Annotated in this window: 19 protein-coding genes; 6 read left to right on the top strand and 13 right to left on the bottom strand. The window is 45.1% G+C overall.

What is annotated here, in order from left to right:
* Positions 1–380 precede the first annotated feature (380 nt).
* Both WA381_RS01235 and WA381_RS01230 read right to left on the bottom strand, forming a co-directional pair.
* Complete coding sequence (locus WA381_RS01235; protein ID WP_156086814.1) at positions 381–1,205, bottom strand: putative porin; 825 nt, start codon at positions 1,203–1,205, stop codon at positions 381–383.
* Positions 1,206–1,363: 158 nt separating this feature from the next.
* Positions 1,364–2,122 carry a SapC family protein gene (locus WA381_RS01230; protein ID WP_061486409.1) on the bottom strand — a complete coding sequence of 253 codons (759 nt, stop codon included), beginning with the start codon at positions 2,120–2,122 and terminating at the stop codon, positions 1,364–1,366.
* A gap of 393 nt (positions 2,123–2,515) precedes the next feature.
* Between WA381_RS01230 and WA381_RS01225 the strand changes: the two genes are divergently transcribed.
* Positions 2,516–3,766: a dipeptidase gene (locus WA381_RS01225; RefSeq protein ID WP_197044417.1), complete on the top strand. Its 1,251-nt coding sequence runs from the start codon at positions 2,516–2,518 to the stop codon at positions 3,764–3,766.
* 85 nt (positions 3,767–3,851) lie between these two features.
* Here WA381_RS01225 and WA381_RS01220 read toward each other — a convergent pair whose 3' ends face one another.
* The 6 genes from WA381_RS01220 to WA381_RS01195 form a co-directional block, all read right to left on the bottom strand.
* Positions 3,852–7,127 (bottom strand): efflux RND transporter permease subunit, encoded by a 3,276-nt coding sequence (locus WA381_RS01220; protein ID WP_156086815.1) that lies wholly within the window; start codon positions 7,125–7,127, stop codon positions 3,852–3,854.
* Positions 7,120–8,865 carry an efflux RND transporter periplasmic adaptor subunit gene (locus WA381_RS01215; RefSeq protein WP_014977230.1) on the bottom strand — a complete coding sequence of 582 codons (1,746 nt, stop codon included), beginning with the start codon at positions 8,863–8,865 and terminating at the stop codon, positions 7,120–7,122. Before WA381_RS01215 ends, WA381_RS01220 begins: the two co-directional genes overlap by 8 nt.
* A 5-nt stretch (positions 8,866–8,870) precedes the next feature.
* Positions 8,871–10,271: a TolC family protein gene (locus tag WA381_RS01210; RefSeq protein ID WP_156086816.1), complete on the bottom strand. Its 1,401-nt coding sequence runs from the start codon at positions 10,269–10,271 to the stop codon at positions 8,871–8,873.
* A gap of 363 nt (positions 10,272–10,634) precedes the next feature.
* The gene (locus tag WA381_RS01205; protein WP_231506555.1) at positions 10,635–11,048 is read right to left on the bottom strand and encodes a hypothetical protein; all 414 of its coding nucleotides are present in this window, start codon (positions 11,046–11,048) and stop codon (positions 10,635–10,637) included.
* A 104-nt stretch (positions 11,049–11,152) separates the two neighbouring features.
* Positions 11,153–12,238, bottom strand: coding sequence for an alpha/beta hydrolase (locus tag WA381_RS01200; protein WP_197044447.1), 1,086 nt, complete (start codon positions 12,236–12,238; stop codon positions 11,153–11,155).
* Positions 12,239–12,322: 84 nt separating this feature from the next.
* On the bottom strand, positions 12,323–13,063 hold the full coding sequence (locus WA381_RS01195) for a glutathione peroxidase (protein ID WP_014950446.1): 741 nt from the start codon (positions 13,061–13,063) through the stop codon (positions 12,323–12,325).
* Positions 13,064–13,288: 225 nt separating this feature from the next.
* On the opposite strand from WA381_RS01195, the gene WA381_RS01190 reads away from it, so the two are divergent.
* The 4 genes from WA381_RS01190 to WA381_RS01175 all read left to right on the top strand — a co-directional run bounded on the left by WA381_RS01190 (position 13,289) and on the right by WA381_RS01175 (position 16,864).
* Positions 13,289–13,984 (top strand): AAA family ATPase, encoded by a 696-nt coding sequence (locus WA381_RS01190; protein ID WP_156086818.1) that lies wholly within the window; start codon positions 13,289–13,291, stop codon positions 13,982–13,984.
* Positions 13,944–14,267, top strand: coding sequence for a hypothetical protein (locus WA381_RS01185; protein WP_014950448.1), 324 nt, complete (start codon positions 13,944–13,946; stop codon positions 14,265–14,267). Before WA381_RS01190 ends, WA381_RS01185 begins: the two co-directional genes overlap by 41 nt.
* 128 nt (positions 14,268–14,395) lie before the next feature.
* Positions 14,396–16,528 (top strand): GGDEF domain-containing protein, encoded by a 2,133-nt coding sequence (locus tag WA381_RS01180; RefSeq protein ID WP_156086819.1) that lies wholly within the window; start codon positions 14,396–14,398, stop codon positions 16,526–16,528.
* Between the two features lie 18 nt (positions 16,529–16,546).
* Entirely contained in the window at positions 16,547–16,864 is a 318-nt protein-coding gene (locus WA381_RS01175) for a hypothetical protein (protein ID WP_039227925.1), read from the top strand.
* Between the two features lie 93 nt (positions 16,865–16,957).
* Here WA381_RS01175 and prsR read toward each other — a convergent pair whose 3' ends face one another.
* From prsR to WA381_RS01155, 4 genes are all read right to left on the bottom strand, one after another.
* Complete coding sequence (gene prsR, locus WA381_RS01170) at positions 16,958–18,319, bottom strand: PEP-CTERM-box response regulator transcription factor (protein ID WP_156086820.1); 1,362 nt, start codon at positions 18,317–18,319, stop codon at positions 16,958–16,960.
* Between the two features lie 75 nt (positions 18,320–18,394).
* Entirely contained in the window at positions 18,395–20,467 is a 2,073-nt protein-coding gene (prsK, locus tag WA381_RS01165; protein ID WP_156086821.1) for an XrtA/PEP-CTERM system histidine kinase PrsK, read from the bottom strand.
* A 146-nt stretch (positions 20,468–20,613) separates the two neighbouring features.
* Positions 20,614–21,738: a beta-ketoacyl-ACP synthase III gene (locus tag WA381_RS01160; protein ID WP_156086822.1), complete on the bottom strand. Its 1,125-nt coding sequence runs from the start codon at positions 21,736–21,738 to the stop codon at positions 20,614–20,616.
* A gap of 407 nt (positions 21,739–22,145) precedes the next feature.
* The gene (locus WA381_RS01155) at positions 22,146–23,948 is read right to left on the bottom strand and encodes a choice-of-anchor I family protein (protein ID WP_156086823.1); all 1,803 of its coding nucleotides are present in this window, start codon (positions 23,946–23,948) and stop codon (positions 22,146–22,148) included.
* 501 nt (positions 23,949–24,449) lie between these two features.
* Here WA381_RS01155 and WA381_RS01150 point away from each other — a divergent pair.
* Positions 24,450–25,247 (top strand): M48 family metallopeptidase, encoded by a 798-nt coding sequence (locus WA381_RS01150; RefSeq protein WP_156086824.1) that lies wholly within the window; start codon positions 24,450–24,452, stop codon positions 25,245–25,247.
* Between the two features lie 144 nt (positions 25,248–25,391).
* Here the strand turns inward: WA381_RS01150 and WA381_RS01145 are convergent, their stop codons facing one another.
* Positions 25,392–26,234, bottom strand: coding sequence for a mechanosensitive ion channel family protein (locus tag WA381_RS01145; RefSeq protein WP_014950457.1), 843 nt, complete (start codon positions 26,232–26,234; stop codon positions 25,392–25,394).
* Positions 26,235–26,572: the final 338 nt, after the last annotated feature.

The following is a 26,572-nucleotide window of genomic DNA, read 5'->3' as shown; positions in this document are numbered from 1 at the left end:
TTAGGTATCAATGATCCCCACTGTCAAGTAGAAAAAAGGCGTGAAGGCCGCATAAACATTGGGTTTAAACTGGTTGGATATACAGTGTTTTTAGGAAGTGTATGATTAGGCGTGTAAAAAAGATTAAAAAATATTCAGGTGAGAAAAAATAAAGGTGTAATTAATCGATGAACTGCTGTTTTTGACTGTAAATAAGCGGCGAGATCTCACGATTATGTTTAACGCTGTTTTCAGCGGTATTACACGTATACTGAGTCGTAATTCAACCAGCTGCGCCACATCAGCACGTTAAAAAACGAGTGAGTTAACCCGACTAGTGCTAACTCACTGCATTTACATCAACGCGTGCTAACGCATAGCGATGATCAAGGTGTCCTAACTTAGAAACGATAGGATGCGGTTAGCGAGGCCACGTCACTGTCAACGTCACTATCTATATCTGTGTCATAGCTAGCAGACACTGAAAACTGCTCATTTACCCAGTAATCAAGCGCAACACCTGCGGTTTTTACATTATCGAACCCATCAGGTGCGTTGGTATAGCTGTAGCTTCCCTGAACGCTCAAACCTGGAGTGAAGAAATATCTGGCGCTGCCTGATAGAACGTCAATATCGTCTGCTACGTACTGAGCGGTAAAGTCCCAGCCTGTTCCCGCATTCCCTACCGTGGTATAACGTGTAAATACAAGTGGTGAAGTCTCATTCTCACTTTCGCTGTAATTATCTGTACCAGTATTAATGTCGTAAGTGGCACGCTGATAGATGACACCTGCACCAATTTGCCATTGACGGGATAAGTTAAATCCGACTTTTAAATCAATATTTGTGTAATCCTCTTCACTGAATTCGTCGTCAAATTTACTGTGAGCGCCTTCTATGGCAAGCATCCACGTATCGTCTAGATAAAAAGTGCTGCCTAAATTAAATACGTCAATACCATCTAAATTGGCGTAACCACCAGATAAACTCGATACACGCTGAAGATAAGGGTTGATAAGGTAAGCGCCGCTGTTTCCGCTAACTTCTTCAAGGTAGCGCACATATCTTGCACCGTAGAGGTTGTCATCTACCCCTTCAAAATCGACAGCAGTTACCTGTACTTCGTTTTGTGTAGCTGCATGTGCTGCTGAGACTGTAAATACTGAAGCCGTGATAAGTGATAGTGCAGTTAGCGTAGTTTTTAGCTTATTAGTGTTAGTGTTCATGTCTTTTGTCCTTAAAAAATGTGTTGGGAACGAGGTGTAAGATAAGACATTAAAACTTAACGGTTTCTGAACGAAACATGACGAAGTCTGAACGTGAATTTTAGGTACAAAAAAACCCGCAACTTTGCGGGCTTTTAAACTTCAAAATGAGGGAGCGATTACGCGTTTGGCGTTGCTTCTTCTGCTTTAACCGCAGAAAGCTGCATGCTGCGAATTGGGTTTTCTGTGTCGTTAGAAAGCTCAACAAGGCGGTTTAGCTGACCAACAGACATCATTACTGCGTAGATAGCACCTAGGAAGCCTTGCTTGTGTAGCTCAAGCACCTGCTCTTCTGGCAGCTCAAGAAGCTTCTTCTCGTTGATGCTCATCATGCCGGTAACATTGCGCTGTTTACCATCTTGGTAAGTAAGGCGAATTTGAATTGGATCAAGAAGGTCCAGTTCAACGACTTTCGCAACAAAACGCTGAGTTAGCATTTCGCTATTCGCAAGGTCTGCTAGGAATTTCTGACGGTTATCTAGGAACTCGCTTGCTTCACCAGCTTCAGTGAATAGCGCTTGGCCTTCGTCAGAAATAAGGTCAGAGTTTTCATCAATGTAAACGCCAAGCTTGTCGCCGTCTGGACGCACGTCGAATGGATAGCGAAGGATGTTCATTGGAACGTGAGGGCCTTTCCAGCTGTCGCCAGTTAGAAAAAGGTTTTGACCTTGTTCCATACCAAGCATAGTCACAACGTGGTGACGCTTTGATGTAGTGTCTTCAATGAACACTAGCGGCATTGTCGCAGCTAGTTGTGCAAATTCACGGATCGTTGCTGCTGCAAGGTGTGTATTTTTCGCAAAGCTGAAAGATGTATTTACCGCAACCTTTAGGTCTTTATGCTTTTCTTTATCTAGCGGTACAAAATTAATAGCCATATTTATTTCTCATACTTGTTAGCTGTGGCCCCGGCTTGATTATGTGAGAAGAGCGGGTGCCACTAAAAAATTACGTCGGCCGCGCTGATGCATAGTAGTCATCGATAATTGGCGGAGCGCTTGGGAGTATCCCGTATTCGCGCAATGAAGTCACGCAGTCTTCACCATAACAAGTTTTAAATTTTTATTGCAATGTAAACTTGAAGTAAACAAGCACAAGCGCTCTAAAAATGAGCAATATCGACTAATTTAGCGCTTAGCGAGAGCAATCTGGGGTAAATGCATAGCAAGTAAAAGCCTATTGTCGCAGTGCGCATTATCCTTTAGTCTCGTATTGCTATTAAGTTAGCGGTTGTTGACCTAAGCGATAAAAAAACAAAATAAGGATTTTCTATGAAGGGGCGCTTCCCACTCTCATCTTGCGCATTACTTATCTCTGCGCTTTTTGCTTCACACTCTGTACTTGCTGAGACCTCTACTTATTCAGCATCTGAAAAAGCTATCAAGATCGCACAAGAAACTATTATTGTTGATGGACACATTGATGTTCCTTATCGCGTAAAGGAAAAGTGGGTTGATGTCACTAAAGCCACGCAGGACGGTGACTTCGACTACCCTCGTGCAGTATCTGGTGGTTTGAACGCCCCTTTTATGAGTATCTACGTGCCTGCTAGTTTAGACAACTCTCCAGAATCTACGCAGCTTGCCCATGAGCTCATCGATTCAGTAGAAGCCATTGTTGCCCGCGCACCTGATAAATTTGCCATTGCTAAAAGCCCTTCTGACGTAAAATCCCAGTTTGAAAAAGGGTTAATTTCACTACCAATGGGTATGGAAAATGGTTCTCCTATTCAAGGTGACTTGGCGAATCTAACGGCTTTTTACGAGCGGGGCATTCGCTACATCACCCTTGCTCATAGTCAAGCTAACCACATTTCTGACTCTTCGTATGACCTGCGCAGAAAATGGAAAGGCCTTAGCCCGTTTGGCAAAACCTTAGTGGGCGAAATGAACAACATTGGTATTATGCTGGATATTTCCCATGTGTCTGACGACGCCTTTTATCAGGTTATTGAGTTAACAAAGGTGCCAGTTATAGCATCACATTCTTCACTGCGCCGCTTTACCCCCGGTTTTGAGCGCAACATGGACGACGAGATGATCAAAAAACTCGGCGAAAATGGCGGTGTTATTATGATTAACTTTGGTTCTAGTTTTGTATCTAAAGAAGCTGGCAAGTGGCGTAGTGGCCTTACTGCAGCGCGCAAAGCCTTGGTTGAAAAAGAAGGCGAAGACAGCCCTAAGCTAGAGAACTTTGAAGAGAATTATCGCAAAGAAGTGGCATACCCTTATTCAACCCTAGACGAAGTGCTTGACCATATCGATCACGTGGTAAAACTGATTGGAGTTGATCACGTAGGTATTGGTTCAGACTATGACGGTGTAGGTGACTCACTCCCCATTGGGCTTAAAGATGTGGCGAGTTTTCCAAACCTAGTACAAGGATTGCTGGATAGAGGTTATAGCCGTACCGACATTGAAAAGATATTGAGCGGAAACCTTTTGCGCGTTTGGCAACAAGTTGAAGAATATGCGGAAGAGCATGCGGAAGGTTATGAGAAAGATCAGGCGGCATCGCACTAGTCGCGCAATGCTTTAAAAATGAAGTGTAGGGAAGCGTGTTATCGCTTCCCCGTGCTTTATCTACTCTACTACACTTTCAACTCTATTATTTTTTGCGTGACACAATTAGATAAAACGCGCTTGGCAATACCAACAGCGTTAATACCAGTGCACTCGCCATACCGCCTACCATAGGCGCCGCAATGCGCTGCATCACCTCACTACCTGTTCCAGTGGCATAAAGCACAGGTAATAAGCCCACAATAATAGAAAGCGATGTCATCATAACAGGGCGAAGCCTTGCCGATGCAGCATGGACAATAGCCGTTTTAACAAGCTCATCTTTTTTAATATTGCCATTTTCTGTTGCGTGCTTAGTAAGTGCTTCTGATACATATTGGTTTAGATAGACCAGCATGATAACGCCTATTTCTACCGCTACACCTGCTAAGGCAATAAACCCAACACCTACCGCCACCGAAAGATTAAAATTAAGAAGGTAAAGCAACCATACACTGCCCACCAGCGCCAACGGTAAGGTAGCGAGTATGAGTGCCACATCGCGAAGGCGTTTGAATGCCAGATAAAGCAAAAGGCAGATAATGGCTAACGTTAGCGGTATAACCACCGACAGTTTTGCTTTCGCGCGCTCAAGGTAAGCAAACTGCCCCGCCCACGTGATGGAGTATCCGGTGGGTAAATCAAGGTGCTCTGACAAATGACGTTTCGCGCTATCTACATAGCCCCCTAAGTCAATACCTGTGGCCGAGTCTGACGAGATATCAATGTATACCCATCCATTTAATCGGGCATTTTCGCTTTTAATTCCCGCCGGCCCGTCGTCAATACGCACAGTTGCCACATCGCCAAGGGTAATGTGAACACCGCTTGGTGTGACGAAAGGCATGGATGCTAAAGATTCAGGCGTATCGCGGTAATGTTGTGAAAAACGCATGGCAATAGGAAAACGCTCACGCCCTTCCACTGATTGTGTAACCACTTTGCCGCCCACTGCCGAGCCTACAATACTGTGAACATCGTCTATCGTCATGCCGTAGCGCGCCGCCAACTGCCTGTCGATATCGATATAAACGTAACGGCCACCCACCACACGCTCAGCGTATACTGATGCTGTATTGGGCAGGTCTTTAAGCAGTATCTCAATATCCTTTCCAATGGCTTCAATGCCTGCTAGGTCAGGCCCCGCAATCTTGATCCCAACAGGGGTTTTTATCCCGGTTGCCAACATGTCGATACGGGTTTTAATTGGCATTACCCACGCATTGGTCAGCCCTGGAAATTGCACCAGAGCGTTAAGCTCTTCTTTGAGCTTTTCAGTGGTCATGCCCGCCCTCCACTGGGCTTTCGGTTTAAGCTGAATGAAGGTTTCAATCATCGTCAATGGTGCAGGGTCTGTGGCCGTATCTGCGCGTCCAATTTTCCCGAATACCGTTTCAACCTCGGGTAAGGTTGCAATAAGCTTGTCCGTCTGCTGTAAAAGCTCTCTGGCTTTACCCACTGAAATACCCGGGTAGGTTGTAGGCATATACATCAAATCGCCTTCGTCCAGTTCAGGCATGAATTCGCTACCTAGTTGGCTTAACGGCCAGTACATGGAAAGCAACAAGCAAAATGCCCCCGTCAAAGTGAGCAGTGGGTAGTTAAGCAACCGCGTCAGCAATGGTTGATATACGCGCTCTAAAGCTCTATTTACCGGGTTCTGGGCTTCAGATCGTATTTTTCCGCGTACAAAATAACCCGCCAGCACAGGAACTAAAGTAATTGCCAGCGCCGCAGCTGCTGCCATGGCATAGGTTTTGGTAAAGGCAAGAGGCGCAAAAAGACGCCCTTCTTGCGCTTCCAATGCAAAAACAGGAATAAAAGATACGGTTATAATTAGGAGCGCAAAGAATAAAGCTGGACCAACTTCGGTGGTCGACTTAATCACCAGTTCCCAACGTTTGGCTGCCGAAAGCTTTGCAGATGTTGGCGCAGAGGCTGGTAAAGATGTTTGCGACTGGGCACTCCCTGGTCCCACCTGACTTGCTGAATCCCTTTGACTCGCTGAATCCCTTTGACTCGCTGAGGCTCCCTGACTTGATGAAACAGCATGCTGATGAATGTGCTTGTGTAAATTTTCAACCACAACAATAGCGCCATCCACCATTGCACCAATAGCGATAGCAATGCCACCTAAAGACATGATGTTGGCATTAAGTCCCTGCAGCTTCATTACGATAAACGCGGCGAGAATACCAATAGGCAAACTGATTAGCGCAACCATAGATGAACGTAAGTGAAACAAGAAGATAGCGCACACCAAACCGACAACCAGTAATTCCTCCACCAACTTATTGGAGAGGGTATCGACGGACTTATCAATAAGGGTGGAGCGGTCGTAAACGGGGACGATATTCACACCTTTCGGCAAGCTCGCTTTTAATGAATCCAGCTTAGCTTTGACCGCATCGATAGTGGCTTTAGCGTTTTCGCCATAGCGCATCACAATAATGCCACCCACGGTTTCGCCATTCCCGTTTAGTTCAGCAATACCGCGGCGCATCAAGGGGCTTTCTACTACTTGTGCTACATCGTTAATCGTTATGCTAACGCCGTCCTTGATAACGCCTGTGGGCAACGCCAGTATGTCGTCAATGCCCTGAATATAGCTTTGCGCACTAACCATGTACTCTGCCTCGGCCATTTCAATAACCGAAGCGCCTGACGCACGGTTACCCCGTTTAAGGGCAATGTCTATCATGGATGGCTGAATGTTGTAGGCACGTAATTTTTCAGGGTCGACAATAACTTGGTATTGTTTAACCATCCCTCCAACAGACGCAACTTCAGATACGCCTTCAACTGACTGTAGCTCAAACTTCAAGAACCAGTCTTGCAACGTCCTTAGTTCACCAGCATCTAGCGCATTTGGCTGACTAGCATCGTTTTCCAACGCATAAATGTAAACCCAACCTACCCCTGTCGCATCTGGACCTAGCTGAGGTGTCACGCCTTCTGGAAGTTGCGAAGACGCTTGGCTTAGGTATTCCAGAACGCGGCTTCGAGCCCAGTACATGTCTGTATCGTCATCAAAGATAATATACACGTAGGCATCGCCGAAGAATGAATACCCTCGCACCGTCTGTGCGCCAGGCACTGACATTAGCGCAGAGGTGAGAGGAAACGTCACCTGATCTTCCACCACTTGCGGCGACTGACCGGGATAGTTTACTTTCACTATAACTTGGACATCAGATAAATCAGGGATAGCATCAACGGGGGTGTTTTTCACCGCCCAGACACCCGCAATACTGAGCATAATAGCGCTCAGCAATACCAGTATTCTATTGTTTACCGACCAGCGAATTACCGATTCAATCATGGTGCATATGCTCCTTATGATTTATCGATTTTTGTTCTGCCGACTTGTGAACCATTGACTTATGAACCATTGACTCGTGAGCATCGCTTTGCTCTCCATCGCCCTTCAGGTTGCCTGCATCATGTTTATGATTGCTGTAACCTGAGTCATGCACCATGCCCTTGTCCACCGCATGTTCACTATGTTTACGCATATCGATAACCGTGAATTCTTCGCCAGTCACAAAGGTGAACATGATGTTGTCACCTTCTTTGAACTGAGATAAGTCAATATGCTTTGATACCGCAAATGACATTGTCGCAGGTCCCCTCCCCCATTTTTCAATCGGGCCGCGAGCGATTACTAACTTTGCGTGATTCGAAGCGCCATTCTTTTCGGTGTCAGCTGGCAATTCAATTGCCTCAATAGTACCTGTTGTCGTGGCCTGATGATCGGGCGCTTTCATTCGCTTGAAGTCACTGCTTTTCGACGACTCAGAATCAATCAAAAATTGTGCTGATACCACCACATCATCCTCTGGCAGCAAGCCTTCGACGACTTCAAAATGTGTAGTATCGCTTTGCCCCAGCGTTACCCGTACCGACTTAAAGTTGCCATCGCCATCACTGAGTACCACTTTTGCGCCCTCAGCCGTGCGAATAACGGCACTGCGAGGAACCAGTAACGCCGCCTTGCGTTGAGTAGGCTTTATTCCAACGTGGGCAAACATATTGGGCTTTAAAGTATGGTTGTTATTGTTTAGCGGTATGCGCACTTTCAGGGTTCGCGTTGTTTCTGACAAAGACGGATAAATATACTCTACGTGGCTTTCCCATTTAGCATCGGACCCATGGTCCATTTCGTCGAGGGTAACCACAGCGCTATTATGAGGCGCTATGATTTGCGCGTATTTTTCAGGTACCTCAGCAATCACCCACACCGTATCTAGCTGTGCGATGCTCATCAAGGTTGTCCCGGGCTGAACGTAAAATCCTTCCCTGATATTCAGCGCTTCTACCACACCGCTTTGCGGCGCGTTAAATGTGACGGTTTGTGTTACTCGTCTAGTTTTTTGCAATGCTTCAATAACGCTCTTTGATAGCCCCAGAGTTCTTAGGCGCTCGGCTGCGCCCTGAATTAAACGTGCGTCTCCTCGCTTAAGGGCTAAAACGTATTCTTCTTGTGCGCTAACTAATTCTGGCGAGTATAGGGTATAAAGTGCCTGTTCTTTTTCAACTTGCTCACCTTGGGATTTAATGAAAAGCCTGTCGACCCAACCTGATACTCTAGGATGGATGTGCACAATGCTATCTTCATCGTAAGCAACGTTACCCACCGCCGTTACAGTCTGTTGAAGTGTTCCAATGGTAACGGGCGCGACTTTAACCCCTATATTGTGCTGTACATTTGGCGGAATCATTACGGTACCAGGCGAACGCTCATTACTTTTCGCAGATGTTGCGTCGTCATTGGCGTATACGGGCACTAAGTCCATTCCCATCGGTGACTTTCCCGGTTTGTCACGGCGATAGCTGTCATCCATAGGCGCTACCCAATATAAAGGGGCTTTATTGTCAGTTTCGTCGCTGTGGGCACTTTTATCGCTGTGGGCACTGACACCATTTCCGTGTTTTGATGAATCAGACAACAATAGTGAGGCCAAGCCGAACGCTATCAGGCCGCCAAATAGCAGACCTACTAGCAAACCTTTTATTAGCGTGCTCTTTGTATCTGGCGCAGGGTGAGTTGAAGATGTCATATTAACTACTCTTTATTCGAAAAATGGGCGTGAGTGGGCAGGTACAAATAAGCAAGTGACGCCAGTGTTCTGGCGCGCTCGATGTCGATTTTGAGTAAATCATCCTGCACTTGTACTTGCTTGAGATTGGCATTGACAACATCGCCGATATCACCGGTGTCTGTGGTATAAGCTGTCAGTTCAGCTTCAGAAAGTTGCCGTGTTTCACCAATTAACGCCGTTTCATAAAGCGCTTTGCGCTCACTTAGCGCTGACAAGCGTGATTTAAGCACCTCTGCATTCGCGGCAAGCTCGTTCACTTTCAAGCGGAAGTCCGTTTCAGACGCACTCATTTTGGAAGCCGCCGCGGCTATTGAAGCGTCTTGACGAGATTTATTGAAAAACGGAAGGTCTACTTGAACACCCAATGACACAAAATCAGCTCGGCTTGCGCCATTTTGCGCGTCTTGTCTGTATCCATAACTTGCTTCAAATGCCCACTGAGACTTAGTTTGCTCTCGCGCTATGTTCACATTTTGCGCTTCTATCTGGGTCTGGATTTGAAGCAGCATAGCCTCAGGATGATGCTGTAGTATTGAAAAAGGCTCACTGTTCTCAATAACCGTTAAGAACGAAGAAAGGCTGAGGTTGCTGTCGTTTAAAATGGCATCGACTTCAATGGCGTCTTGTGTTGATTGGGTCAGGGGCGCGCTTACGGATTCATCTAGCGGCGCACCAAACCATTTTGAAAATGCCGATCTCGCTTCATTTTTTTGCTGGTAGGCCTGCACATATTTGTCGTCTAGTGACAACAATGCCAAGCGCACTTGCAGTATGTCTTGCTGCGCCGCTGCACCAACGCCTTGACTGTATCTGGAGTCAGTAAAATCGAGTAGCTGAGTAAGCAATGATTTCTCTTTGTCCAATAATCCAATGCGACGTGTTGCATAGACCCAATCTAACCAAGTAAGGGTAACTTCACGTTTAAGCCACGCCTTTCTAGCTTGGCTCTCTACCGACATTTGATCAGCCATAACCTGATACTTTTGCTGGCTGTAGAGGTTTTCATCGCCTCGCGGTAACTGCTGCTTCAAACCAACTTTAAATTGCGTCATAGGCTCTTGGTCAAATGCGAAGCCGTCGGTAGGCAAGTTTTGTACAGAAGCTGAAACCTGAGGATTTGCCCAATATGATGACGCTTCAGCTTCTGCATTAAAGCGATCCTTTCGATGCGCATTCCCTTTAAGCAAAGGGTCGTATTGAATAGCTAACTGCAGCGCTTGTTCTAAGCTTAACGGTTGCGCCTTAGCAGGCTTTATAAACAGGAGAAAAGAAGTCAGCACGAATAATACGATAAACACTGTGCTCGCGCTACAGGGCCTACCAGCGCTAACGCCCTCTTTATTAGATACCAAATAAATGCTCATGAGTAACATCACTTTTCAAGCGTAATGCGTGTTGAATTCGTCTGCTTTTCGCTGCCTTTGACAAAGGGAGTTAGCAAAAAAGCGTGCCACGCGTTACAGAGATAAAAAGGTTAGAGGCACTTTAAATCGAAGTAAGGACTTCGTTAGATAAAATACATCCCTATGCGAAACAAATCCGCAAGATAGATCTATGCTGTGAGCAGTGATTTAGGTGGGCGAAACTGCCCAAAATGAAGGGTTTTGCACTGTCCTAAAACAGGGGCAGTGGCCGCCATTCTCGCTACCAATACTTCGGTCTCGAAAGTAGGCTGTAAAAGCGCGGTTGCGCTTAGATTTAAACAGTGATCGGCAGGACAGTTACACTCATCCTTGCAACAAGGCATGTTGTTCATTTGCGCTATCAAACGCTGCATCGCCGACTTGACTCATTGTGTTTGCATTGCTATTTGCAGTTAATGCCGCATCTTGCGATGACATTCCCTGATGTTGGCAATGTGTATTCGAGAATTCGGATGGTCCCGCAGGCTTTCTAATTACACCGTTTTTTGCGTAGGTGTTACCCTCTGCATCTGACAAATAAGTTGAATGAGAAGCATGAGACGAAACAGAATTCTCTGCCATCGCAGATACAGAATGAGTGTGGTTGAAAGTATGTTCAACAGACACGGCGCGACCTGATGACACAAGGGACATCATCAAGAAGAATATAAAAACTAACGAATTGACGTTAGATTCTTTATACCATTTAGGCGCTAAACCAAACTGAAACTTGCTCAAGTGCTACTCAAAGGGTTTCTGTGTCATTGATAATATGGGTTAAATAATAGCTTGTTGTCGAGAGCCAGTAAAGCTCACTTATAGCGCATACTGGCTCCAACCTTCTAGAATTGCGACAAATAATCCTGCAACATCAAGCTCATGGTCGGGAACAAGGGGTTTGCTTTAGGTACCGCACACTCTTCTTGCTGATTAACCATGTTTGCATTGAAATTCATTTGTTTAAGCAGTCGAGGACTAACGACTAAGTCTGCGTGGCACAATGCATAAGACTCATCAATAACAAAAAAGGTATTCGGACCTTCACTTGCGTCCATTAACTGCTCTATGCCGCGAATTGGCGTGGTTACATCAGCTTGAGAGTGAGCGGCAAATAGTGGCACTTCAATTTGCTGTCCTTCCTCGACTTTGTCCCGAATGATGTTTATTAAATCCATCAATTCCAACCCTGCTAAACCTGCCACATTTGGATACTTGTAAGGGTTGGGGCCATGAGTTTGATAGGTTCCATCAATAATTCTGGCTAAAAGTTTAATGCCCCAAATTCGAGACATACTTTCAGCATTATCAGACAGCGCCAGCGCGCCAGAAAATAGCATAAGACCATCAATATTATTTACTTCGCTTCCTGCACTATCCAGAAAATGTTCAACCGCCAGCGCACCACCTGTAGAGAAGCCACCTATAAGCAAAGTATCACCCATGCTATCAGCCAATTTAATGACTTCATCAACATGCCCCTGCCAGCGCTCAGCTAAATCCCAGTCAGACATGTCATCATCGGCATCTCGTTTACCATGCCCAGGCAAAAGCGGCACGACTACAGTAAAACCCTGTTCAAATAAGATGTTGGCGATTTCACGCATAAAGAAAGGTGAGTCGCTTAAGCCGTGGATAAGCACTGCCACCTTGCTGCTTGATTTGTTGGTCAGCATGAAAGGCGAATTGCCTTCATTGCGCAATACGTTGCTGCATACCGAAAAACGATTGAGTGCCGTTTCTCTACACGGCTGGGTTTGGCCCCACTCTTTTTCGTAAAATGCTTTGAACTGATTTTGAAGGTCTGAAAAACTTCTGCTTTTCATTTCGCTCGTATCGGGTATAGATAAATTTGCGGCTATAGCCATATTTACACCTAAAAGCGCAACAATACCTATGAGCATTTTTACAAAAAACTTCGATGACACTATTATTCTCCGCTACGGATAATTAATAAAAAACGGGAGCAGTTTACCATGCTCCCGTTTCTTGTGACGATTAATACGTATATTACGTTAGCTAAAGTAAACCTCTAGATCGTCAGAACCACCGATATGTTTACCACCGATAAAGACCTGCGGCACAGTCTCACGACCGCTAATCGCCGTTAAGCTGGTTAGTGATGCATCTTTACCCAACACGATTTCTTCGTACTCGTAGCCTTTTTCATCAAGCAGTTTTTTCGCTTTAGCACAGAAAGGACAACCCGGTTTTGTGATAATAGAAACAGGCGCGTTAGTTTGCTCTTCTGGCGCAATGTAAGCCAGCATGGTATCTGCATCCGACACTTCAAACGGGTCGCCAGCTACATCAGGCTCAATAAACATTTTGTCTACCACGCCATCTTTCACTAGCATCGAGTAACGCCAACTTCTTTTGCCGAAACCCAAATCCGCTTTATCGACTAGCATACCCATGCCATCGGTAAATTCTCCGTTACCGTCGGGAATAACGGTTATGTTAGCGGCTTCTTGATCTGCGGCCCATGCATTCATAACAAAAGTATCGTTTACCGATACACAAACAATCTCATCAATGCCGTGTTTCGCAAACTTTTTCGCTAAAGCGTTATAGCGAGGCAGGTGGGTAGAAGAACAGGTTGGTGTAAAAGCACCTGGAAGTGAGAAGACCACAACATTTTTGCCAGAAAATAATTCATCTGTCGTTTTCGTTACCCACGTCTCACCTTCTCTGCACGGAAATGAAACGCTAGGTACTTTTTGGCCTTCTTTGGAAGTGAAGCGACTTTCTGACATAACAACCTCTTATCGGTAATCTCAATTATAAAGTAAGAAGACTAGAATGAGTTTTTGCACAAATCAATAGGTATTGTCTTACATTCGTTAATATCGATTTTGATGCTGAACCTAGCTGATAGCCTGCCTATGCTTTGAGTGGAGGTTAGGTACGGTCGTGACACCATTCACGACCCACCGTAACGCTCAGTATTTTAACATAAGCGATATTCGAGGGTTATCACCATGATTATTTTGGTTGGTGGAGAAAAAGGCGGTAGCGGAAAGAGCTGCCTGGCACAAAACATTGCAGTGTATCTTCGCACTGAAAAAGGTGCCAAGGTGTTAATGGTCGACTGTGACCCGCAGCGAACGACCTCAGACTGGATCCAAGAGCGTAAAGCTATCCCACGTCTCGCTGAAATTAACTGTGTTCAGTTATACGGTAAAATACGTAACGAATTACTTAGCCTGCGTCAGTATTACGATTACGTTGTAATAGACTGTGGTGGACAAGATAACCTAGCGCTTCGCTCGTCAATGGCTGTTGCTGACCATATACTGATTCCACTTAGACCCAAACGTCGCGATCTCAAAACGGTACCTCACATGGAAGATATCTTATCTACCTGTAAAATGGTTAACCCGAAAATGAACGCCGCATTCGTTATCACACAGTGCCCTTCTCTACCTAGCCTGGCAAACCGTATTCTAGAGGCCAAAGAAGTGTGTCGCTCATTTGGTATTCCCGTCCTAAACTCTGTTACCTTCAGTAGAAACATGTATGACGATTCAGAAGAGTCGGGGCAGTCAGTTATTGAGAGTGAACCAGAAGGTAAAGCGGCCACAGAAATAAGAACCTTGTTTGAAGAGCTATTAGCTGGGAAAGTGGAGGATGCTTATGAGTTTACTCAACCTCAAAAAGTCGAAGCCGTTAGCTAAGCCCAATCTACGAACTGTAGAAGATTTTATCGACGATGCGCTGCTTTATGCCCAAGGTAAAGTGGATAAAAAGCAACCATCGGCGGCAAAAAACGATCTAAAAGACGTTCGTACAGACCGCGTTGTGCCGATAAGAAAGCCTGCAAAATCAGAAGGTATGCGACATGCTACCTTTACGTTAACACCGCAATGTATTGAAAAACTTGCAAACATTGCCCAAAAGACAGGTAAAGCCAAGTCTGCACTGATTCGAGAGTGGATTGAAAATAACAGCATAAATTAGACTAAAGTATAAATCCAAATACGTATTTCATTCGTTTTATCCTTCACAATAATGATGTTGCCTTGGCGTTAGCCTACTGAGATACTCACCGACAGCATGTTCTGACAGTGTATAGGAGATACAATCGAATGGGCCGTGAAGGATTTAGCACCGTGCGCGTGCTGGTGTGTGCCCTGCTAATTGCTGTGCATGGCGCACAGGTAAAAACGGTAGAAGCGTTCGAGCTTTTCAATACGGAGATTGCTGATGTCGAGAATCTTTTAAATGCCAAGCAATATGCTGACGCCGATAGCAAGGCACTGTTGCTTTTAGAGCAAGCGCTACAACAGCAGCAAATGCCTGCTGATACATTTTCTGCCCTGGGACTCTTACTTCAAAACGCATCGCGTTTTGAGGTGTCAAAAGCCATTTTTAATGCCGCCTTAGAGCGCTACACCACAAATGGTGAATTAAACAAAATGGCGTCAACGCTATTACAACTAGCTACCTCAGAAAGACACCTTTCAAATTATGCTATTGCATTGACTTATGTGCATCGCGCTATGTCTATTGCTCAAATTGAGCGTAATGAATTACTTAAGGCTCAATTGAACCTTGAGCTAGGCATAATTCAACAAGAACAAGGCGAAATTGAAACCGCTTTGGAGCCGTTAAAGCAAGCGCTACGTTATTTTCGTGAAAATAACATGGCCAATGAAATGAGTGTTACGTTGCTGCGCATCGGTGAGATATACAGTTTGCTCAACCAAGCAACGTTGGCTCATACCTACTACCAAGACGCTTTCAATAGTATCGAGGAAACACAGGAAACCCGATTACTTGGTGTGATCAAAACTCGTATTGGTGCCCTGTCTCTCAAAACAGGCTCTGTAGACCAAGCGATAAAAGCAATTAACGAAGGTCTTGAACTCCTGCTATCCACCTCTGATGTAGGGGCCATAGCCGAAGCAGAAATGCTATTGGGAAGAGCATTGGTTGAAAACGGCGATACGGCTAAAGGGCGAGAGTTATTGCAAGAAGCCATGCAATTTGCTGATTCATCGGGCCAGGCAAAATTGGTCAAAGAAGGCAGACTCGCTTTAGCGCAAGCCTATATGAAAGAGCAGAGTTTCGAATTAGCCTTAGAAGAGGCCCGCACGGGTACCATTGACGCGAGAAAAAATAGAGACCTTAGAGGACAACTTAGTTTTCTTTCGTTACAGCTAAGCGCCTTTGTATCACTAGGCGAATTCAAAAAAGCCTTAGATATTCAATCTGTTATGCAGCAGCTGCGTGAGGTACTACTTGATTCAGAAAACAAGTCTGCCGTTGAAGGTCTGCAGGCTGAGATTGAGCTTGTGAGGCAATCTAGGACGTTGGAGAAACTGGAAGAGTCCAAGCAGCTGGCGTTAGCGCAAGCTGAGCGAGAAAACCTGCAGACGACGCTTTTTTGGAGCATATCATTAGCAGCGTTACTATTGACGTTTTTAGTGTGGAGCCGCTACAAACAACGTCAGCAAACGATTATTTTGCGCAGAGAAGTACGCCAGCAAACACTAAATCTTCAAGAAAAAAATCAAGAACTGGAAAGAGCCTATAAAACGCTAGAAGAGGTAAGCCTGCGCGATCCGTTAACGGGTTTGTACAATAGGCACTACCTCGAATCGCAGCTTCCCGGTGAAATAAGGCGCAGCCAGTTCTCGGCAAAACAAAGCCCCAGTACAGGAAAGACGAAACAAGACTTACTTTGCTTACTTATTGATATCGACCACTTTAAGCGCGTCAATGACGACTATGGGCATATTGCCGGCGATAAAGTGCTATCAGCGTTTGCCAATGTCCTCAAAGAGGTGTTCAGACAAACGGATTTAATTATTCGATGGGGAGGCGAGGAGTTTTTGGTGGTTTGTCGCCAATCTACTCGTGAAGAGCTCCCTGAGGTTGCCGAGCGCTGCCGAGAAATGGTCGCAAACACTCCTTTTGATATCGGCTTAGAAAAACCAATCAATATTACTTGTAGCATTGGCTTTTCGCTGCTTCCTCCAGATAAAGAGGAAGACTTTGATACCGCGTGGAAACGCACATTCGCCGTTATCGATTACGCGCTGTATGCCACCAAATTATCAGGGAGAAATGGATGGGTTGGCGTAATCGAAACGCTTAAAACTCCAAGGGAATACCCCACTCCACTAGATACGAAGTTTAATTTTCCTGGTTCGAGAATTGCCACATCGTTCAACAACGTGGCAAGTATCAAATGGCCGGAGACCCTCGAGAAATAGCAGTAGAGGAATAGAGATATGTACAGAGGAAGCTGCAGCTGCCAAGCAATTCAATATGAAATTGATCATATCGGAGAGCTTGACGCCGATGACGAAACGCTAAGCCATTCAGATACCAGTGAACTGCGCGTTACAATTGAAAAAGAGCAGCTGGTTATTGACTGTGCACCGTCAGCGCTAGCGGAACTACACGAGGCTAATGACGAAACCCACCACGTGTGTAACATTTGTGGGAGCGTTATCTTTGTTGAGCGTGGCTCTAACCAAGTGTCGGTTGAGGTGACCTTCAGCGGTCATGACGTCTTAGCAGAGTCTCACTGCCAGTTTGTCTTTTAGGTGAGTAAACAAGGATAAAGGCGAACTGCGAGTTCGCCCAGATATCAACAAGTGAGAAGTACATTTCTCACCTGTTTGGTAGTCATGTCTACCCTAGTCGCTATTTTTGATGTCTTCCATATGATACTTATCAATGAGCGAATACAACGTGGGACGAGTGACGCCAAGTAATTCTGCCGTTTTCGACATATTTTTATCTGCTTTTTGATAGGCTCGGCGAATAGCTCGACTTTCAGCAATTTCTCGCACTTCACGCAGATTCAACGTTTCAGGCTCATCATGGGCATCTACAGGCATCAAGCCTAAATCGTCAGGTTGAATTACCGTACCTTCAGCCATAATAACCGCCGACTTTAGCTTGTTTTGCATTTCTCGAATGTTGCCCGGCCATTTATGGGCGAGCATGGCGTTAACTGCAGTTTCTGAAAAGCTCTTCGCTTTAGCTTTGAATTCTTCGCGATAAATATTCAAGAACGTACGTGCAAGTAAAATAATGTCTTGGTCTCGTTCACGTAATGGAGGGATCATGATCGGCATTTCCCCCACACGGTAATATAAGTCTTCCCTGAATGTTTCTTGCGCCACCATAGCCTGTAAATCGCGGTGTGTTGCACAAATTACGCGTATATCAACGGGAATTTCATTGCGTCCACCAACGCGCTCGATCACGCGTTCCTGCAAAAACCGAAGCATCTTAGCTTGCAGACCAATGGGCATATCACCAATTTCATCTAAAAATAGTGTTCCGCCTTGTGCTGTTTCTATCTTGCCGACGGTGGTTTTGTTCGCGCCAGTAAACGCCCCTTTTTCGTAACCGAACAATTCACTTTCTAGTAAGTTCTCTGGGATAGACGCACAGTTAATAGCAACGAAAGGTTTGTCTTTTCTAGGGCTGTGTTCGTGAATACTGCGCGCGAAAACTTCTTTACCTGTGCCACTTTCACCAAGTAACAGGGTGCTTATGTCGGTATTGGCAATTTTCTCAGCGCGACGTACCACTTTTTGAATAGCTTCGCTGTTACCCACTATTCTGGACATGCCAGAACGGGTGCGGGCAAGAATGCTATTCTCATGCTCTAACTTAGACAGGTTAAGCGCACGGTGCACCAATAATTTGATGGTATCTGAATCGATAGGCTTCTGATAAAAATCGTATGCCCCAAAATCGATTGCTTTTAATGCGTGTTGTTTATCGTTATTACCTGTAACAACAATAACTTTGGTTCTAGGCGCTAGCGAAATGATGTCGTGAAGAATACGCAAACCTTCCGACGCATTCGCTGGATCTGGCGGAAGCCCTAAATCTAGGGTAACAACCTTAGGTTCAAAACGACGGAGCTGGGCTATGGCAGATGTGTGATCGTCCGCAAAAACAACGTTGTAATCGGTAAGACTCCATTTAAGTTGCTTTTGGATACCTAAATCATCATCTACTACCAAAATGGTATCTGTCATTTCATCATCCTATTATTCTACTTCATCCATCGAAAGGGAGTGGATTTGATAATATCCACTTTTTAGTTATACACCCTATCCTATCGGAAAATACAGTGTAAAACAGCTACCGCGTCCAAGTTCACTTTGAACAGTTAGTTTGCCACCGATAGACTCGATATATGTTTTTGCATCATATGCACCAATCCCCATACCAGCATTGCCTTTCGTGGTATCAAATGGCTTGAATAGTCGCTCTTCAATAAACGCTTTATCCATACCTGAGCCTGTATCTTCTATCAAAACTAACTGCGTTTTGTTGTCAGAATTTCCAGTAATCACCACGTCGACTTCTCCGTCATCTGCGGTTGCCTGCTGAGCGTTGCTGATTAGGTGATAAAGCACGTTCGCCACCTTATCCTTATCAACCGTCACGGCCGTTTCTTTTAGCACATGAACTGTTGGTAGCGGACGTAAACCTGAACAGCGGTTGTTGACCACATCCTTGGCCAGCTCCGAAATCAAAAATTCTGAGTTTACACCTTCTTCAACGGCCTTCTTATCAGTCAGCTGTTTGAGCATTTTTTCCATTCTTGCCTTAGTATGCTCCAAGGTTTCGAAGGTGTCTTCGATAAATTCAGGGTTGTGTTTATGCTGTTGAGCATTGGCAAGAATAAGGTCGACTTGAGCAAGTACATTTTTTAAGTCATGTAAAACGAACGCAGACATTCGATTGAATGCCGCAAATTGGGCGTTTTCTGCTACCACTTGAGCGGCCTCGTGGTGCTGCATGTACGTGCCTACTTGCTCAGATACGGCGGTTAGATAGTCTTTCACTTCCCAATTTAAAGTGATTTTTTCATTGTCTCCTGACGCGAGAACAGCAAATCCCCACAGTTTTCCCTCTTTTAAGAAAGGCACGAAGAGTTGGTAGCCCCATGCTTTTAGTACATCTCTATCTAGCTTTAACCCCTCGTAATCGAATGGTTTGACGAGGTAGGCGTCCGTATCAATGATCCAGCCATTTTTGTCGCTGTAACTTGCAAGCGTTTCCAACGTTGTACAGGTAGCGTTGTTTTCTTTCGAATCAGTTGACGATTCATTGTTATCTGTTGACGCAGTGTTTGTAATAGGTGATGCCTTAGCCACGCATTCATAGCCATTCTGCGTTACTTTAAACAGCAGACCTGACTCATATTGAATGGCGTTAAGCATTCCTGTTAGGCCAGCGTGGTAAACATCTGATGAGGTATCCCCTGCACGTGTTAACCACTGCGTTAATTTCACCCATTCAACGCGGTAGTCGAACTGATTCGCAAAGAAATGTTTAGTGATAAATACTTTTATCTTAGTGCGAAAGCCGTTGGACAAGAATACCGTGGCGAGCAATGCGAATGACATCACAACCAATATGATTTGAACCGTCGCTCCCCAGTTGCCTCCCATATAATTTATGGCGTAGCCGACAACAGCCATCACAAAAAGATAACCGCCCGCCACTAAGAGTAGAGAGCTGTGCAATACCACGTCCCGCGAGATAAAGATATCAATGCCCCAGTGATGAATTCGTCGAATCGATATGACGAGTAAGGGCATTAACAAGAAGTAAATATAGCCTCGTGCCGCTATGTAGCCAATTTCAACCTGGTTTACCATGGTAGCGTTTGCATAAGTAACGAACTCAAACAGGTTGGTTGCTCCCAGATAAATAATGATTGGTTTAAACGCCCACTGCTCACGCCCCGCCTGTCGATATACAACTTCCAGAAGAACAAGCACTTCTAATGACAGCACGATCAGTACAAGAAAGCTCCACGCGGGATTTACTACCAATAGATAAGGGGCGAGCAATGCTGCTAGTGCGGGGGCAATAATAATTAACGTTACAGGTCGTTTTAGAACGTCGAAGATATTACTAAAGCTGGTCTGTATACAGCCAGCCAAAAAGAGTAACCATGCGAGCTGCTTAAGCACGTCAGCGCTGAGTAACCAGCTTAGCGAGATAGGTCCAAATAGCGAAGTGATTAAGGTTGTAGACCATAAAAAGGTAGCTGCGGTCGCCAATACCAATAAATGCTTGGCTACGCCGGGTTTGCGTACCGTTAACAACAGCAATAAAAGGGCTAAGTGCGCCAGACTATTTAACCCATAGCCTACATCTGAAATCATCCTTTTATCTCACCTTTATTATCATTGTTTAGGAGATGAAATACAGGGAGGCGCATTGATGCAACGTCCCTGAAACCTTCGATATACAGCACATAACGTTTTCAGCTAGGTACGGTGCGCAGGCATCGCCCGCGCTATAATAAAAACTATCGTTTACGGATCACTAGTGAGCCAATTGAATACCCTGCACCGAAAGAGCAAAGTACTCCCACGTCACCGGCAACCAGGTCTTCATGGTTTAAACCAAACGCAATCACAGAACCCGCAGAAGCCGTGTTGGCATACTCGTCCAACACAATTGGCGCTTCGGTACGGTCAGCATCGCGACCTAACAGGCGTTTGCAAATCAAGGTGTTCATATTGATATTAGCTTGGTGAAGCCACCAACGCTTGACGCCTTCTGGCGTAATGTCGTGACTCGCTAAATGCGCTTCAATATGCGCTGCTGCCAATGGACACACTTCCTTGAAAACTTTGCGACCCGCTTGATGGAACAGCTTATCAGGTCCATACGGTTCAACGTCTTCGGCACGTGTCATGTAACCAAAATTAGAACGAATATTGTTTGAGAATTTCGTCAATGCTTTGGTGCTTAGCACGTCGTACACGTGCTCACTTTTGGCGGTTTCAGCAAGCTCAAGCACCGTCGCCGTAGCCACATCGCCAAAAATAAAGTGACTGTCGCGATCAGCGTAGTTAATTTGCGGTGAGACCAACTCAGGGTTAATAACCAACACGCGAGTCGCATTTTTCGCGCTCAGCATTTCATAGGCGCGATGCATACCGAACGTTGCTGCAGAACAAGCAACTAGCATATCGAAACCAAACCCTTCAATATTAAGGGCTTCTTGTACTTCAATTGCAATCGCAGGATAAGCACGCTGGGTGTATGCACACGACACAATCACAGCATCAATCTCATCGGCAGTAACATTGGCGGATGCCAGAGCTAACTTGGCCGCTTCGACGGCAATTTCAGCTTGGTGAGAAAGTTCGTCATCTGCTCGAGGGGCAATCTTAGGCTTCATTCGAGTGATGTCTAGCGCACCCTCTTTTTGATAGATGTAGCGACTTTTAATTCCTGATGCTTTTTCGATGAACTCTGCACTTGAATAAGGCATTGCTGCTACATCACCTGATTCGATTTGCGCTTTATTTTCTTCGTTAAACGCATCTACGTAAGCATTGTAGCTATCTACGAGCTCTTCGTTAGTTATACTGTCTTTAGGGTGCCATACACCCACACCACTAATCACAACTTGCTGAGACATAGGCATTCTCTATTATTTGATAGCACTATGGCGGTATTGAGCATTGCGTTACTCTGTGTCCTAAACGCATCTATACCAGTGCAATTGAGCCTAATCGTATTTACCTTTAAAAATACGACTGCGTTTTATGTGTTATAGCTTACCCTAATCCTTAAACGGTGTAACCATAGTGAACGCAAGGAAAGCTCTATTCCTCCGTTTAATACCAGCCCGCATAGATAATTACCCACTCAGCGAGACTTAAAATGTTCGTAATCGTGGCGTGTTTTCGAAGGTATAGTGGCTCTACATCAAGGTGACACAACAAAGATTAAGGACACTTTGAACTCGGCCTTCGGGAAGGTCTGGCAAGCTACCAATAAAAAACCCCGCTTCAAAGCGGGGTTTCATGTAATCAATACGGGAGCTTACAGCTGGTTGATTTGCCACACTGTTACTGTGCCGCTAACTTCGTTGCCTACTACAAGAAGAGGCACACCACTTGGGCTGTCTTCAGCGCTAACAAAAACCAGGCTTTCTGGCGCTAGGTCACCAATGACATCATCGCTTGTCAAACCTTCGGTTAGGTCACGGTTAATTACATATTCTGCAAATTGAACGTCATAAGGGTTAGTAACGTCGTATACGAAAATACCGCCCATGCGCTCTGTGCCGATAAACGCGTAAGTGCGATCGCCAACTTGACCCACGGTTAACGCTTCTGGCTCTGGACCTTTATTCTCTGAGCGCGAGTCGCTTGCATTTTCATCGTCACCATTGTTGAACTGCGCCCCATGAACCGACGCTGTAATACGTTCAAAATCATCACCCGAGTCATAAACCACTAAACCGTTTTGATCCCAGATTGTGAATGAACGTGCACCGTAAGCGTACGCTGCATCGTACTCGCCGTTTCCGTCAGCATCACCCATAGCTGAAGTTACACGTAAGTCGTCCGCTTCACCTGTCGCCTGTAGCATAGCTAATTCAGAGTTGGCGGCAGCGGTAAGGTCTTCTACTTTAACTTCGTCTGTATAAGCTAGACAGCCATCATCTTCGTCAAAATCAACACCACCTGCAGCAGTACATGCCGCCTCATCAGCAGCGTCAAAGAAGTACTCACGGGCATCGCCTTCGTTAGCGGTAAGAATGAAAGTCGCATCCTTCCATGTAAAGTTAGCAATGGTATCAGGCTGGTATACACCATAAATACCTGTGTACTGACCAAAACTCACCGCATCATTTTCTTGGATATCAATATTAAGTCCAGCCCAAGACTTAGTTCCTAGGCCGACGACATCTACCGTTAACTCTTCCAAGTCAATAATCGCAAGGCCATTGTTTTCCTGAAGACTAACGTATGCAACATCGTTAGTAGCGGTGATGTATTCTGGTTCCAGATCTTTCGCTACCGTTGAGGTAATAGCTGTGCCGTTAATCGTGCGTCCTGCTGGGTTAGGAAACATCATTCCCTGCGCCATCAAATCTGCTTCAATACCGTTTAGAGCAGTAAAGCCAACGGTCGTCCCCGTTTCTTCTGGCTCACCACTTGCAAGAATATTAATGACGCTAACAGAACCTTCAGGGTCAATGGTGTAGTCATCAGAAGGCTCACCCTCGTTCGCTACCAACACTTTGCCACCATCTGGCGTAAAAGTGACCATATCCGGTAGTGCGCCAACCTCGACAGAATCCAAAAAGGCTGGAGCAGAACTGTCTAGCCCGTTGTAGAACAACACATAACCGTTATCAGTTTTAACGTCTGCAGGTACAGCTACAGCCATAAGGTCACCGCTAACCGCAATACTTGTTAAGCTACCTAAAGTCACACCATTTATATCGGCAGGCAGTGCGATAGTGGTAAGCGTTAGCGTAGTGGTGTTTATCGGATCAGCCATAGTGGCCGTGCTTACGCTAGAGGCATCAATAACTGCTATTGTATTCGTTTCGCCGTTTGTCGCGTAAATCGTATTGGTCTCAGCGTGGTATTGAACAATTTCTGCGGCCGTTTGATTGCCTAAGAAAGCACGACCAACGATATCCATTGCAATGCCGATTGACGCGTCGGTACCATCACTTCCGTCTGTCCCTGGGTCACCTTGTTCCCCTTGAGGTCCTTGAGCTCCTGTTTCGCCCTGCGCACCGTCGTCACCATCAAGGCCACATCCCGTGAGCGCCGCTGATACTAAAAATGCAAGTAACCCGTATTTAAACTTATTACGCACTGCCATTTGATTTCCTTTTTATTTGTATTTTTGTCGTACGTTATGAGGCTCGAGAAACCCGAGGATTTTTCCACCTTGTTCTCGCAAAGCGAAGGAAGAAAACAGGGATCCCTAACCTTAGTACACCAGAAATTTTATGTAACTTCTATGTATAAATTAGAATCAGTTTATGACACAAATATTAAATAGGCAAAAGCGCGTAACTTTTCTATAACAATAGATGGCACACACGCCGCTTTAAATATGGACAGCACGGAGCAGTAGGCTCAAAGTAATCACACTTCGTTCATGCAATTGTAAGCATATATTTCAAGACACCTAGGCGTGTGAAGAAAAACGGTTTAGCTTAACAGTGGAACACGCTTCGCTTTTTCAAAGGTATAGTTTTATTTATAAGCACTATCTGATACTAATATTGCCAAATAGACGTATAACCTGAATGGGATAGTGCTTTAGCGCGCAAAAGTGAGCGAAGCGAGAACATTCAGTTATTAAAAAGGATTAACCATGAAATTGAAATTCACAGCCTCGGCAGTTATTGCCGCAGCGCTTACTTTAACAGCCTGTGCAACATCTCCTACGGGTAGAAATCAAGTGTTGCTCTATTCTGAAACTCAGCTCGCGCAAATGGGTGATCAGGCATTCACGGGCATGAAAGAAGAATTAAAAATTTCGAATAAAGCGGTTCAAAATTCTTACGTAGAATGCGTTGCAAATGCCATCACTGCTCAAGTACCAGCCACGGTATTTAATGGTCAATGGGAAGTCGTTGTATTCGACGATGAACAAGTTAACGCATTTGCGCTACCCGGTGGAAAAATTGGTGTCTATACAGGCTTGCTCAATGTTGCAGAAAACCAGCATCAACTTGCTGCTGTCATTGGCCATGAAGTAGGTCATGTTATTGCAGAGCATGGTAATGAGAGAATGTCGCAGTCAACATTGATAAATATGGGCAGTCAGGCGGTAGGCCAAGTTTTAGCCGCGAATGAAGTGCCTCAGTCGGGTCCCATCATGGCTGCGATCGGATTAGGTGTTCAAGTCGGTGTCCAACTTCCTTTTAGCCGAACTCATGAATCTGAAGCCGATGTCATTGGTCTTCAGCTAATGGCGAAGTCTGGGTTTGACCCAAGACAATCTGTAAACTTGTGGGAAAACATGGACGCAGCAAGCGGCGGCAACCGCCCAATGGAACTTTTGTCGACTCACCCAGCACCTCAAACCAGAATTGATAATTTACAAGCGAACATGCCTAACGCCTATGCAGACTATCAAGCTACTGCTTACCGCCCGAACTGTCGCTAAAAGTAAGTAATACCATTTCGTATAGGTCATTACCCGCTCATCGAGAGTTAAAATGTTCGTAATCGCGGCGTGTTACTTCGCACTTAATCTTAGGATAAAAAAAACGCTGCGAAATGCAGCGTTTTTTGTTTGAAACCAACGAAATTATTCGCTGTCTGCTTTGTGAAGATGTACATCCATTTGTGGGAATGGAATTGAAATACCCTCTTCATCAAAACGCAGTTTAACGTTTTCAGTGAAGTCGAATTTAACACCCCAGAAATCGGCAGAATTCACCCATGGACGAACAATAAAGTTCACGCTGCTGTCGGCCAGTTCAGATACTGCAATTTTAGGCGCTGGCTCTGCAAGAATACGCTCATCAGCCGCCACCATTTCTTCAAGAATTCTTTTCGCTTTAAGAAGGTCAGCGTCGTAACCAATACCAACAACCATGTCTACACGACGCGTGTCTCTTGCTGAATAGTTAGTGATGTTGCCACCGTAGATGTTGCCATTAGGAACAATAATTTCTTTATTGTCTGGTGTGTTCATTGTTGTGGTGAAAATACCAATCTTAACAATAGAACCAGCAGTACCTGCAGCTTCGACAAAATCACCCGCTTTAAATGGTTTGAAAACTAGAAGCATTACGCCAGCTGCGAAGTTCTTAAGCGAGTCTTGCAATGACAAACCAATAGCTAAACCAGCAGCACCTAATATAGCAACTAATGACGTTGTATCTACGCCTAGCTGATCAAGCGAAGCGACAATAACAAACAGCATTAAAATGGCGCTAAGGATAGCTTCCAGGAAGTCCACTAGCATGTTGTCGTATTTAGACTTGGCCATTAGGCGTCTAAATACAGATAAAATGAATCCAACTACGATCCTACCTATTACATAAATCGCGATTGCCATCAGAATGTTAATCCCCCACGGGATGGCGTAATCGTTTATGTACCTTTCAACATCGCTTGCAGAAAAAAGCGAAAGTTTTTCTTCCATAATATAATCCTTGTCATGGTTAGTTGATAATTGCTCAAATAAGGTAGCAGCTATTTTATTTAAGACCAATGTAATATGGCCTCAAACACAGTAAATTTGCTCTAAAGTCTAAGCTACATAGGTGTTTAAAAGCGTTAGCATTATACAAAAGTAGAGGAAATTCATTTGTTTTACTTTAGGATCCACTGTCCTTTTTTGTACATTTTTGCCGCGGTTTGTTGGCCATCTAGGCAAGGCGGGTGTTTGACGGTCTAGTAGCTCTAAATCGACAAGTTTCTATGCCTTATAGGTGGCACATAGGCGCTAGAATGAAAAAACAAAAAATGAACGTATTTTCT

Source organism: Alteromonas sp. CH_MED4-4, from assembly GCF_037029575.1.
Classification (GTDB): domain Bacteria; phylum Pseudomonadota; class Gammaproteobacteria; order Enterobacterales; family Alteromonadaceae; genus Alteromonas; species Alteromonas macleodii.
This window is presented reverse-complemented; position numbering and strand designations above follow the sequence as displayed.